Genomic DNA, 13,258 nt, shown 5'->3' with positions numbered 1-13,258 from the left:
TAAAAAAGCCTTATAAAGAGTTATAAGGCTTTTTTTATACAGTCATTATGATTGCTGATAAATATTAAAACTACATAGTATAAGTAGCCTGCAAACTGTCAATCTTACCTGCCAATAGACGCTCAACTTCGTTCTTTATTCTTAATCCCGTAATGTCCGTGCCTATTTGGACTGCAAAACCTACTGGTCGACCACTTTGAGCTTTAGAATTAATCCAAACTACCTTACCATTCATAGGCAAACGCTCGTTAGAATTGGGCAAAGTAACCGCAATAAAAACTTCGTCACCCAGTTCTTGCGCTCGATCAGACGGCACGAACAATGCCCCATTGGTAACAAAGGACAGATAGCTTGCATATAGCATATCTATGTTTTCAATATGACAGGTTAAAATCCCACCACGTCCTGGCATTGCCATAGTCAGCTTCCTTTATCCATGAGGTTTACAGTATTTTTTCACACAGGGTTATCTTGTATAGTATTAGAGTATAAATACTGATAGTAAGTTTAATGGCACGCACTGATATGCGAGAGCATCTTTAGGCTTTGTAATCTATTACAGGCAAGTCAAATCTTGCATCAGCTTATCATAGGCGAATTTTTCTTGCACGTTTTGTTGTAGCGCAATTTTTGTCTGTTGTAAGCTATGCGCAAATAACTCTAACCCACTATCAGTAGGTTGATAATCACGTAAATTGATTGAAAAATTAATGTCTTTTTGCTGCGCTTCAAAGCCCAAACCAACACGGCGGATATCGATTATCATGAGTTCAGACAGCTGGATAAATTCGACAATACCAAGCTGGGTTTGCCAATAGTCACTTGCCGCCACGCTACTGCGCTTGCCGCTACGTAATGCTTGCCATGTTGTCAGCCATAGCGTGCGTTTACTATACAATGCCGCTTGAGCCAGTGCCACAGCTGCTAAAGGCGCACCATTTGCTAACTGGATAAGCTGCTCAGTGGCATCTGCACCAACTACTTCACGATGGATATTGCTACCCAATGCTTTAGTCACATAATCCACTGCAACAGCAGGGTCAATTGTTTGTAATGCCAATTGCTGAACACGGCTTTTAATCGTTGGGAGCAGCTGCGCAGGGGCATCACTAATCAGAAATAAATGGACTTGAGTTTGGGGTTCTTCCAAGGTTTTAAGTAGCGCATTGGCAGCGGCAATGGTCATTTTCTCAGCGTGATCTAATACGCAAATACGCATTCCCTGCCCGCCTTGATAAATAAAAGGCTGCAAGGCACGAATATCATCCACTTTTATTTTTAATGACGCGTTACCAGCTGTCTTAGCAGATTTTTTATCTTTTGTACTATTAGCTAGCGCTTCTTTTTGAGTACTGCTATCAGCATTGACTGGTAGACTAGCTAGCGGTAACACTTGTAAGCTTGGATGTGTACCTGATCTGAGCCATTGACAGCTCTCACAATGACTGCAAGCGCCGAGCGGATGCGTATCACGCGCGCGGCACAATAACCATGCCACCAATCGCCATACAAAAGCGCGCTTGCCCATGCCTTGCATACCAGCGGCTAACAGCCCATGAGGTAAAGATTGCTGCGGCGCTAGTACCCGCATTGTCAGCTGTGACCAAAGGTCGTGTTGCCATGGCAATAGTGGCGCAAAATACATATCATCGGTCATATTTGTCAGCTCACTCATGGCTATCGCTTAATATCTCTCAATTAAAAATCTGGGTTAAAGTATAATTTCTAAAAGTAACTTGGAATAAAAGTAACGTTATAAAATTTAAGTGAAAAAACTTTAATTATTTTTGCTTAGGCTATTGTACATTAATAATCTTGGAAATCTGTTAAACTCATGGCATTTAAACGATCCAAATCTTCTTGTGTATCGACACCTGCAGGTAATAAGCAGGCAGCGTTAGCAATGGCGATATGTCCACCATTTTCCAACACACGTAATTGCTCTAAGCTTTCTAGTATTTCAAGCGGCGTTTGTGACCAGTGGACAAATTGCTGTAGCAAACTGACGCGATAAGCATATAAGCCTAGATGACGATAAGCGTTTTTTGGCTGCAGTTTATTATTCTCACTGGTTAATACAACGTCACGATCACACGGGATTGGCGCGCGACTAAAATAAAGTGCGCGCTGTTGGTCATTGGACTTCTGACTGACAACTTTAACAACAGATGGGCGCATAAAAGTATCAAAGTCCTCAATTGGCTCACACAAAGTTGCCATGACGCTCTTTGCATCTTGTACCAATAATATTTTAACTTGCTCTAACAACAATGGCGGCACTAGTGGTTCGTCACCTTGCATATTAACCACTATATCATGGGCAGCCCAGCCTTTGATGGCAGCCACTTCAGCCAAACGGTCCGTGCCTGAAGCATGTTCACTGCTTGTCATCACCACATCAAAACCTGCATCTAGACAAACTTTTGCAATTGATTCATCATCGGTTGCAATACACATATCATCGGCAAAATTCGCCAATCGTGCCTTTTCAGCTACCCAAAGTATCATAGGCTTGCCATGAATGGTTAATAATGGCTTGTTAGGCAAACGTGTACTTTTGAGACGCGCAGGAATAACAATATGAGTTTTGACGGGCATAAGGGATGATGACATAATCTGTTCCTATAAAACCTTTTAAATCTTTGTACGATAAACGCTATATTATTGCTTTCTCATGCTTATATCGATGTCCAAGGTTTGTAATTGCTGTTGTAAACTCTCATAACAACTGTCTGATAATACTGCGGTCACTGGCAATACCCATAATCTGCTGACCACCTCTTTATGCTCATCACTCAGCGCTTGATTCATAATTGCTTGCATTATCAAAGCTCTTATTTTCACGGCATCTTTACTGGTTACAATAATAGGATGGTCAGTATACTGCAACAGTTCATCCAGACTAAAATCATAATGGTCAGGATAAGGATGCGGAATAACTTTAAAATCAAGATCATTTAAAGTATCAAAAAAACGCTGAGGATACCCAATGCCGCTCACCGCATGTACCTGACTGCCTTTTTCAGGTGCTATAGCTACTACGCCTAAATCATCTATCTGATTATTAGATGACCACAACAGTTCTAAATCATCTGGTTGTAAATGCATCGTTAAATGCTCAGTTAAGGGCTTATTATAGTCAAATTTATTATGTATTGATGATGCAGCTGGTTTTTGATGATAAATGACATTAGCCCCCTTTAATCTTGAAATGGGTTCGCGTAAAAATCCTGTCGGTAGCAACTGTTCATTCCCAAACCCTCGCGCCACATCTACCACAACCCATTCGATATCACGTTGCAGCGCATAATGCTGCAAACCATCATCAGCTATAATCAGCTGTAGATCCGGATAAGCCTCTAGCAAAATAGCAATCGCTTGCTGACGGTTAGGAGATACTGCCATGGCTGTTCCTGTCGTATTGACAATGAGACATGGCTCATCACCGACCACATTAGGGAGGCTCTCTCTATTAACCAATGCTGGCATCTGGCTACTATCACCGCCATAACCGCGACTGATAACCCCTACTTTAATACCTTGCTGCTGTAGATTACGGACCAAAGCAATAATTAATGGTGTCTTTCCGCTACCACCCACCGTGATATTACCAATCACCATGACTGGAATAGGCGCACGGTAACTGGCAAGAATACCTGCTTTATAAGCTTGACGGCGCAGTACCATCAACAGTGCATACAGCCAACTCACTGGCAACAGTAGCCAAAGCCAAGCTGCTTTGCGTTGCCATGCACGCGTTATTATCTTTTCAATATTCATAACTATTGAAAATCACGTGCATACATTTGCGCATAATGACCATGCAATTGCATTAGCTCAGCATGGGTGCCAAGCTCAACAATCTGACCACCATCTAGTACAGCAATACGGTCGGCGGACTCAATCGTCGTTAATCGGTGTGCAATCACCAATGTCGTGCGATTCTTCATAATATTATCAAGCGCTTTTTGTATATAATATTCTGACTCATTATCTAAAGCACTAGTAGCTTCATCCAATATCAAAATTGGCGCATCTTTTAGCAGAGCACGTGCAATCGATAAACGCTGACGCTGACCGCCAGAGAGCTGCAAACCTTCAGCACCGATTGCACTCTGATAGCCATTTGGCATTTGCATAATAAAATCATGAGCAAAAGCATCTTTTGCTGCTTGCTCAACTTCGACTGGGGTTTTATGAGCCAAACTGCCATAAGCAATATTATTAAAGACAGTCGTATTAAACAGTACCACTTGCTGATTGACCATCGCAATCTGGGCACGTAAGCTTTCAAGCTTAATGTCTTCAATAGGCATACCGTCTAGCGTAATCTGCCCTGAAGAAGTGGTTAACGTACGTGTGAGTAAGTTGACTAAAGATGATTTACCCGCGCCACTACGCCCAACGAGCGCTACTGTCTCGCCTGCACGTATATCCAAATTAAAGTCGTGCAGTGCTACGGTTGAGTCTGGATAAACCAAGCCGACATTACCCAGTTTAATCTCACCTGCTAAGGTAGGACTAAGCACACCAGTGTCCGCTTCTTCCGGCTCATCTAGTAAAGCAAATATCGATTCACCGGCCGCCAGCCCTCTTTGCAGTTGTTGATTGACATCCGTCAATGAGCGTACTGGCTTACTTAAGAGACCGGCTGCGGCGATATAAGAGATAAACTCACCTGCTGAGATATCATCTATCACCGCAGGACGTAATGCTAGCCAAACCACCACAGCCATTGCCATCGCCATCAATAACTGTACCGCTGGGGTATTGATGCTATTGGTCACAACGACCTTCATGCCTTGGCGCAGGTTTTTCTTAGACGTCACATCAAAGCGCTTAGACTCGTATGCTTGTCCGCCATAATTTTTGACCACTTGATAACCATTGATGACTTCATTGGTGATATGACTGACATCACCCATCGTTTCTTGAATACCTTTGGAGAGCTTCAAATAACGCTTTGACGCCACACGAATAAGCCATAAAATCGGTGGCAGCACAACGAATAAAATCAGCGTCAAACGCCAGTTGCTATAAAGCAAAAAGCCCATCAATGCAATCACGGTCAGACCGTCACGTAATAACGTTTTCATTGAATCGGTACTGGCAGCAGTCACTTGCTCAACATCAAAAATAAGCTTAGACGAAATCGTCCCTGCGGGATTGGCTAAATAGAAAGAGCTTGGCAGACGCAGTAACTTATTAAACACTTCTACGCGCAGCTCATAGACCAAATTTCGTGACACCAATGCCGTATAGTAATTACCCAAAAAGCTACCCACACCGCGCACAAAGAACAACATCACAATAATAAACGGAAACAAATCCTGCTTACTTTGATCGTTCTGATTGATAGCATCGGTGATATATTGCAAAAGTTTGGCAATCCAAATCTCGGTGGCGGCATTAATAGCAAAACCGATAATGGTGAGCAATATTGCCCACCAGTATGGTTTTAGATAAGCCAGTAAACGTATGAGCGTCTTGCGTTTAGGCGGATTTAACGTCACCACTGTTGGTGCTACTGATGTTTTAGCAGAAGTTTTTGTAGAGTCAGGTTGGTAAGCTTGGCTCATAAAAGCCTCAATATAGGTATAAGAACGAGAGTGAATGGCACTGATAAAACAATAATTTGCAATGATTTATATAGCCATAAAAAAGAGTGATGGTGCTTAATACTGAGAACACGCTATAAGCTTATTCAGATTTATTGCGGTAACGCTTGACCAAGTGGTACAACGGTACTAATGTTTATATTTAAAAAGCCCAGTTTTCCAGCGATATCCATCACCCGCACCACTGATTGATGCGTGGCATTGGCATCAGCGGCAATCACAAATAGCATATCACGATTACTGCCCGCCTCTTGCTGCAACATACTGGTGAGTTCCGCTTCATTGCTACTGGCAAGCGTAATACCATTGACCAAATAGCTGCCATCTTCTTGCACAGCTACCTCGATACTATTTTTCTCTTCAGTCAGTGCCACACCTTCCGCTTCAGGCAAAATAATATTTAAGCGGCTAAAGTGATTGAACGAGGTTGCTAGTAGCAAAAACACGATTAAAAATAATAAACAATCAATCATGGGGGTCAGGTTAATTTCAAGCGGCTCAACGGTTGGTTTTCTAAAGCGCATGTCACTCTCTTCAATAGTCGTGATATTCGATACTAATATTACCAATATAGCGTTTTTACAATGCCATTATGGCACTGCTAAAAACACAACTATAGAATAGCCGTTGCCGTTTTATCTAAACCAAATCTATCAATTGAGTGCTGATCTCTTATGCTAGCATCTACTGCAGTATGAGTAACTTGCTTAGATGTATTAGGAATATGGATGTTTTCTAACAATTGATAATCGTACAACTCTTGAACCATCAATCCTGCTTGGGTTTCAAATTGTGCATTGATATCGATGATACGGCGCTGAAAATAGCGGTAAGCTACCAACGCTGGGATAGCAACTATCATGCCAGCCGCAGTCGTAATCAGAGCTTGCGACACCCCTGCAGCAAGCATCGTTGGGTCTTGCATCGCACCATCAGTAATCGCTAGGAACGATGAGATAATACCCAGTACTGTACCCAACAGTCCAAGTAAAGGGGCAATCGCTCCAATAGTACCAAGCATATTGATGTTTTTTTCTAACTGATGTACTTGTACGCTGGCACGATTTTGCATATGCATCGTCATCGACTCTAAGCCGTATTGACGATAGAGCAAACCCGTTGCTAGGATATCGCCTAGCGCAGTCTTTTCTTTGACATTCATCAGCTGCGTACGACCAATGTCACCATTTTCACGGAGGCGAGTAATCAGCTGCTCACGCAATCTATTTGGGGCAACTTTGTTAAACTGTAAGGTATGGCTACGCTCAATAATAATCACTAATGCTAAAATAGAGCACAATACAATAGGTGTCATCAGCCAACCACCCGCTTTTACCAACTCCCACATATCAACTCTCTTTTATATTTTGATATAAATAGCTGTCATCAATATTATTTAAATAAGCATCAAAAATGAATTCAATATTTTAAACCTGTGCTTCTATATGCTTAATTAAAGCAGCTAATTGATCTTGACTGTGGAAGAATATCTCAACGCTACCCTGCCCGTCTTTTTTATGTTTCAGCTTTACTTCAGCACCGAGCATATCTGTCAGTCTTTGCGTCAAACGTTCAACATCACGAGACTGCACCTGTTCGCTGCGACTCGCTTTTGGCACTGGATGCAAGATAGATTTAACAAGCTTTTCAGCTTCGCGTACGGTCATACCGCCATCGATAATCTTTTGAGCAATGATAGGTTGCTGCTCAGACGATAAGGCCAAAAGTGTGCGCGCATGACCCATATCCAAAGCACTGGTTGCTAAATGGTCTTTGACGGCATCATGCAATTGATTTAAGCGTAGAAGGTTTGATACGGTAGTACGGGCTTTACCGACGACCTCAGCAATCATAGCATGGCTCATACCAAATTCAGTATGAAAACGCTGTAATGCGGCGGCTTGCTCAATCACCGATAGATCTTCACGCTGGATATTTTCAATCAATGCAAGAGCAATCGCAAGCTCATCTGACAACGCGCGCTCAATCGCTGGAATAACGGATTTGCCTGCCATTTTTGCCGCACGCCAGCGGCGCTCACCGGCAATGATCTCGTGAGTAACAAAGGCTTCGCTTTTATCTTCTGTGGCGAGTAATGGACGAATGACAATCGGCTGCATAATACCATGCTGTTCGATAGAAGATGCCAATTCTGCCAGTGCCGTTTCACTCATGTCACGACGCGGTTGATACTTACCAGCTTGCAAACGGGTAACATCGATTTGTACCAAACTGATTTGATCTTCAGATCCGTTATTTTCACTCACGTTCATACGGCTACTATTGGCAGTATTTTTACTTATTGTACGCGGTGTACGAGCTTTACGTTGATTGGCATCTTTTGGCTCAGAAGCGGCAGTAGATTTTGCATTAATGGCAGTTCTAACCGTCGCTTTTGTCTCTATTGGATCAGCTGGTAAAGCTTGCTCGCGCACGGCTATATCGTCTTGCAAGGCAGAGGCGGTGATTTGCTTTTCTTTTTTGATTGACCCTAATAAGGCGTCTAAACCTCGATGGGCAGCCAACCCTCTTTTCTTCGCCATGATTACCTATCCTCTAACGCTAAAATAAAAGCCAAATGTTTAAAATTCAATAATAAATACGATGTGCACAGGTTTGTTATCTGGCTGATTACTCCAGTGATCCATTATTTTTTATAATCAATCATTTTCTCTTATAACCACATAACTATCGACTTTGTTTCATGACTTCAGCAGCCAATTTCTGATAAGCACGTGCGCCCTTTGACCATCTCTCATAAGCAATGACCGGTAGACCATGCGCAGGCGCTTCAGCCAAACGGATATTTCTTGGAATAATGGTTTGATACATGATCTCACCAAAGTGCGCTTCCAGCTCAGCAGACACATCACGGGCGAGCGTATTGCGTGCATCAAATAATGTTCTGACCACGCCGCGAATATATAACTTAGGGTTCAACTCTGTTAAACGCTCTATCGTTTGAGACAAATCCGCCAAGCCTTCTAGCGCATAATACTCGCATTGCATCGGAATAATAACGCTATCAGTCGCCACCAACGCATTAATCGTCAATAAATTTAAGCTTGGCGCGCAATCTATAATCACATAATCATAGGCAAGTTTTTGTGCCGCTTTTCGAGCTTCAATCAACTCTGCCATTGCCGTCTTAAATAACTCATGGCTGTTGGTTTTGCTCATCAAAGTGATGTCCATACCCGCCAAATCACGATTGGCACCGATGACATCGAATCCTGCCGGACTGCTAACAATAGCATCAGATAAAGCCACCCCATCGAGGAGCACATCTGCTATCGTCATTGCCAACTCATTCTTATCGACACCCGTACCACTGGTCGCATTACCCTGTGGGTCTAAGTCAATGAGCAGTACGTGCTTGCGTTTGGCAGCCAAGCTGGCGGTCAAATTTACCGCCGTTGTGGTCTTACCCACGCCGCCTTTTTGATTCGCAATCGCTATGATTTCCATACACTCACTCAATTTAATTAGGATCTGTTACCAATTTTATTAACACGCGCTTTCGCTAAAAACATAAACCTGAACACAGCATCTACCATAAAAAAGATAGTTTTATGGTAAATGCTGTGCTCATAGCTTAGACATTTTTATAAGACAATTCAATTAAATGACGACTATCATGTAAACGTGGCACGTTTAATTTAATGGTCTTAAACTGCCAATTGTTACTTAAAGCATCTAACTCTTCTTCACTTGGCGCTTTGCCTTTCATCGCACACAGATAACCATTATCTGCCAATCGTGGCTTAGCCACTGCAACAAAATCTATCAAACTGGCAAATGCTCGAGAAGTAACCACATCATAGCTTGCCTCGTGCGCTTCAATGCGCGATGCGATAGGCTGCATATTACTCAAACCAAGCTCACTGCTCACTTGCTTAATAAAGCGGATCTTTTTCTGATTGCTATCAAGCGCTGTACATGAGCGCTCAGGCTGACAAATAGCAATAATCACTGCCGGCAAACCTGCGCCCGTACCAATATCGAGCAGCGACCCCGAGGGTAAATGAGTTATAATAGCCAAACAATCGATAACATGTTTAATAAGTGCTTCTATTGGATCAGTAATTGCGGTCAGATTATACGCTTTATTCCATAATAAAAGCTGGTCTAAATATAATAATAAGCTGCGCTGCTGCTGGATACTCAATGTGAGACCCAACTCGTCTATTGCTTGCGCTAAGATATTCGCCAATGTCGGTAATTGTGCGCCAAGCTTTACAAAGCCTGTCGGATCAATATGGATATTACCTATGTTAGCAGAGGGTAAAGAAGATTTAGTGGAGTCTGACATACAAGGGTTTATCCGTTTTTGACATGTGAACCGTCTATTTTATCATGCAGGCTGCTTATTGAATAGTTGCAGATTGCGCCAATGTGCGTCATCTTATACTATCTACGCCTATATTGAGCTGTTATTCTTCTTTAACTGTTCTACTATTAACATTTTATAATTACTATTAGTAAACTTTTATTCGCTAAGACATAATTACCCATGATACAAAATTGCGCTCAATGATTGCTTCAAAAAACAGCGATATCTTGTAAGATGTTCTATTACTATAAATGCTAATGTATCCATTGCCACATCGAAAAAACCAAAATCAATCACCATTCAATACTTTTAAGCGACTGACCCTATTCCTATGACAGAACAGACAAACATACCCCTGAATAAAGACCAACAAGACATTAGCGATAATACCGCAGAGGCTATAATGCCTATTAGTGACTCAAGTGACAAGCATATCCCTAAAGAGCCCTCAGCCAATAAGGAATCATTGGATAAGAATTCCTTAGATAAGAAAAAATTGGATAAAAGCTTAAAACGTAAAAAAACGGCTCGTAAGTCGGTAGAAAAAGAAAATATCCCTAACGCTACTGATGCGCCTATTACACCTCATCCCATATTCATAGAAGTCAGTCAACGCTGCCTCGTCGCGGCAAACCAGCTTAAGCGCTATAGTAAACCCAGTCTGCTACCAGCCGATACGCGTAGCGCACCAGATTTAGATATTGGTTTTGGACAACAGCGGGCGCTTAAGGCATTGCATACGGCACTCGATATTCATGCTAATGGCTATCATGTGTTTGCGGCTGGCGAGAATGGTTTGGGTAAACGTACGGTGATTAGTCGCTTGCTCAGTCTTATTGCAGCCGATGCACCCACGCCGGATGATTGGGTATATGTACACAACTTCACTGACCCTCGTACGCCACTGGCACTGCGTTTACCTGCTGGTCAGGCTGCTGTCTTGCAACATCAAGTCAATACTTTGTGGCAACAAGCCAAGAAACGGCTGAGTCAACGCTTTCGCAGCGATCAGTATCAAAGCAAGATAGAAGCCATCAAAAATGACACTCATCAAAAGGAAAGTCATGCCTATGATGTGCTCAATGCTGAGGGCAAGCAGTATGATCTAGCGTTAACGTTTCGTCCGTTTGATAATAAAGCCGTTTTTGTTCATCCAAGTCAGCTTGCAACAGAAGCGAGCGAGATGGATAATAAAGAAGGCAAACGCTCCAATAGTCATAAAAACAATACCCTTATCAATGAGGATAAGGAAGTGGCGACCGCTAGCACCGATAAGAGCGATGTTAAGGCTAATGAGAGTTCATATAGCAGCGAATATGAAACTGAGCTAAATAATTTCGCTCAAAAAAATCATATGCAAAAACGTCTGAGTCAGCTGACGATTGCTTTAGAGCAATTAGAAGATGAAGCCAATGATGCCATCGAGTCGCTACATCGCAATATTGCCAAGCGGGCGCTACAGCCGTTATTTACCCCTATTTATAAGCAGTTCAGTGCTCAACCACTGGTCGTTGAGTACCTAAAAATAGTTTTTGCCGATATGATTACTCATGTCGAGCGCATCGTTAATGGAGATGATGAAGAGTTTGTAACGGCATTGCTCGCCACGACACCTAGTCGATATGCGGTCAATGTTATTAGCAGTCATGAGCCTGATAGTGGTGCGCCCGTTATCTTTGAAGATCTGCCGACTCACTTAAATTTATTAGGTCATGTAGAGCAGATCACTCAGTTGGGTACGGTTACGACCGATGTCAGCATGATTCGTGCCGGCGCTTTGCATCGTGCTAATGGAGGTTACTTACTGCTTGAAGCGAGTCATCTGCTTGAGCATCCTTATGCTTGGCAAGGTCTTAAGCGCGCACTACAGTCTCGTAAAATTAAACTCTCAAGTCTTGAGCAAATGCTGACCTTAACAGGTAGCTTATCCTTATCGCCTGCGCCCATTGATCTTGATATAAAGGTCATTTTATTGGGTGAAGCTGACTTGTATTACGAATTACTGGAGCTTGAGCCGGAGTTTGATGCGGTATTTAAGGTACGTGCTGACTTCCACGATGATGTGGTTCGTACTCACGAGCACGAGCTCGCATTGGTCGGAAAGATGGCAGACATCATCGATTACGCCAATCTTTATCCATTTGATAGAAGGGCACAAGCTGCTTTACTTGAGCATTTAAGTCTCCAAGCAGAAGACCAAGACCGTCTGAGTCTGCACAGTGACTTACTGATTAAACTGTTGCATGAATCTAATCGTCATGCGCGTTTGGGTGGACAGGATATCGTCAGTGCCAAACATGTGGTACAAGCTATTGAGGATATGGATGAGCGCTCAGGATATTTGCGCGACCTCTATTGGGATGAGCTCAAAAACGGTCAGCAGCTTATTCAGACCCAAGGAGAGGCAGTTGGGCAAGTCAACGCGTTAACAGTGGTGAGCTATGCCGATAGTGAGTTTGGCATGCCTGCCCGTCTTACGGCAGTCATTCAGCCAAATATTGGTACAGGTGAAATCCTAGATATCGAGCGCGATGTTGATTTGGGCGGTAGCTTGCACGCCAAAGGTATGCTGATCATGACGAGCTACTTACGAGCGTTATTTAGTCAGCACCATGCGCTAAATTTTAGTGCCTCACTGGCGTTTGAGCAAAGCTATGCACATATTGATGGTGATAGCGCGACTGTTAGTGAGGGCTGTGCCCTATTATCTGCCTTAGCAAATGTACCGATCAATCAATCTCTTGCGATTACAGGTTCTATGAATCAGCTTGGTGAAGTACAAGCCGTCGGCGGCATCAATTCCAAGATTGCAGGTTTCTTTGATGCCTGCCGCGAGCAAGAATTAACTGGACAGCAAGGCGTGGTCATCCCTATGGCAAACGTCAAACAGCTTATGCTGCGCGACGATATTATTACCGCTGTCAAAGCTGGTAGCTTTCATATATATGGGGTGCACACGCTCAGTGAAGCGCTCACATTAATGACGGGATTACCTGTTGATACAGTGAATAAGAAAAGTCGCTACCGTAAAGAGACGCTGTTCGGTAAAGTGTTAAGTCGTTTGATGCTATGGGATGAAAACCAAAGCACAGATGATGATATTGACGATAAAAAATTAAAAAAGAAAGCCAAAAAAAATCGCCAAGCCAAACGCCAAAAAAAAGAAGATAAGAATAAAGTCTCTAAGAAAGAAAAAGCTATTAAAGAACAGCTTATTAAAGAGGATAACGACACCATCGTAGAAGAAGTTATTATAGATGAAATACGCTAGATATTAGGACGCTCTCTGCAATGCTATATAATAACC

The 13,258-nt window shown here is 42.7% G+C and carries 11 protein-coding genes; 1 reads left to right on the top strand and 10 read right to left on the bottom strand.

Annotated elements, in window-relative coordinates; all coding sequences use genetic code 11:
• Positions 1–70 precede the first annotated feature (70 nt).
• The 10 genes from AC0J5Y_RS05415 to rsmG all read right to left on the bottom strand — a co-directional run bounded on the left by AC0J5Y_RS05415 (position 71) and on the right by rsmG (position 9,930).
• Positions 71–418, bottom strand: coding sequence for a PilZ domain-containing protein (locus tag AC0J5Y_RS05415; RefSeq protein ID WP_475131880.1), 348 nt, complete (start codon positions 416–418; stop codon positions 71–73).
• A 138-nt stretch (positions 419–556) separates the two neighbouring features.
• Positions 557–1,675, bottom strand: a complete 1,119-nt coding sequence (locus AC0J5Y_RS05410) for a DNA polymerase III subunit delta' (RefSeq protein WP_475131879.1) — start codon at positions 1,673–1,675, stop codon at positions 557–559.
• A gap of 131 nt (positions 1,676–1,806) precedes the next feature.
• Complete coding sequence (kdsB, locus tag AC0J5Y_RS05405; RefSeq protein ID WP_475131878.1) at positions 1,807–2,613, bottom strand: 3-deoxy-manno-octulosonate cytidylyltransferase; 807 nt, start codon at positions 2,611–2,613, stop codon at positions 1,807–1,809.
• Between the two features lie 48 nt (positions 2,614–2,661).
• Positions 2,662–3,780, bottom strand: coding sequence for a tetraacyldisaccharide 4'-kinase (lpxK, locus tag AC0J5Y_RS05400; RefSeq protein ID WP_475131877.1), 1,119 nt, complete (start codon positions 3,778–3,780; stop codon positions 2,662–2,664).
• A 2-nt stretch (positions 3,781–3,782) separates the two neighbouring features.
• Positions 3,783–5,579, bottom strand: coding sequence for a lipid A export permease/ATP-binding protein MsbA (gene msbA, locus AC0J5Y_RS05395; RefSeq protein ID WP_475131876.1), 1,797 nt, complete (start codon positions 5,577–5,579; stop codon positions 3,783–3,785).
• Positions 5,580–5,710: 131 nt separating this feature from the next.
• Positions 5,711–6,142 (bottom strand): ExbD/TolR family protein, encoded by a 432-nt coding sequence (locus AC0J5Y_RS05390; protein ID WP_263240125.1) that lies wholly within the window; start codon positions 6,140–6,142, stop codon positions 5,711–5,713.
• Positions 6,143–6,231: 89 nt separating this feature from the next.
• Positions 6,232–6,966: a MotA/TolQ/ExbB proton channel family protein gene (locus tag AC0J5Y_RS05385; RefSeq protein WP_475131875.1), complete on the bottom strand. Its 735-nt coding sequence runs from the start codon at positions 6,964–6,966 to the stop codon at positions 6,232–6,234.
• A 79-nt stretch (positions 6,967–7,045) separates the two neighbouring features.
• Positions 7,046–8,161: a ParB/RepB/Spo0J family partition protein gene (locus tag AC0J5Y_RS05380; RefSeq protein WP_475131874.1), complete on the bottom strand. Its 1,116-nt coding sequence runs from the start codon at positions 8,159–8,161 to the stop codon at positions 7,046–7,048.
• 145 nt (positions 8,162–8,306) lie between these two features.
• Entirely contained in the window at positions 8,307–9,086 is a 780-nt protein-coding gene (locus AC0J5Y_RS05375) for a ParA family protein (RefSeq protein WP_475131873.1), read from the bottom strand.
• 127 nt (positions 9,087–9,213) lie between these two features.
• Positions 9,214–9,930: a 16S rRNA (guanine(527)-N(7))-methyltransferase RsmG gene (gene rsmG / locus AC0J5Y_RS05370; protein WP_475131872.1), complete on the bottom strand. Its 717-nt coding sequence runs from the start codon at positions 9,928–9,930 to the stop codon at positions 9,214–9,216.
• Between the two features lie 352 nt (positions 9,931–10,282).
• Between rsmG and AC0J5Y_RS05365 the strand changes: the two genes are divergently transcribed.
• On the top strand, positions 10,283–13,222 hold the full coding sequence (locus tag AC0J5Y_RS05365) for an AAA family ATPase (RefSeq protein WP_475131871.1): 2,940 nt from the start codon (positions 10,283–10,285) through the stop codon (positions 13,220–13,222).
• Positions 13,223–13,258 lie beyond the last annotated feature (36 nt).

It is taken from the genome of Psychrobacter sp. TS_SC_6, from assembly GCF_056156305.1.
This window is presented reverse-complemented; position numbering and strand designations above follow the sequence as displayed.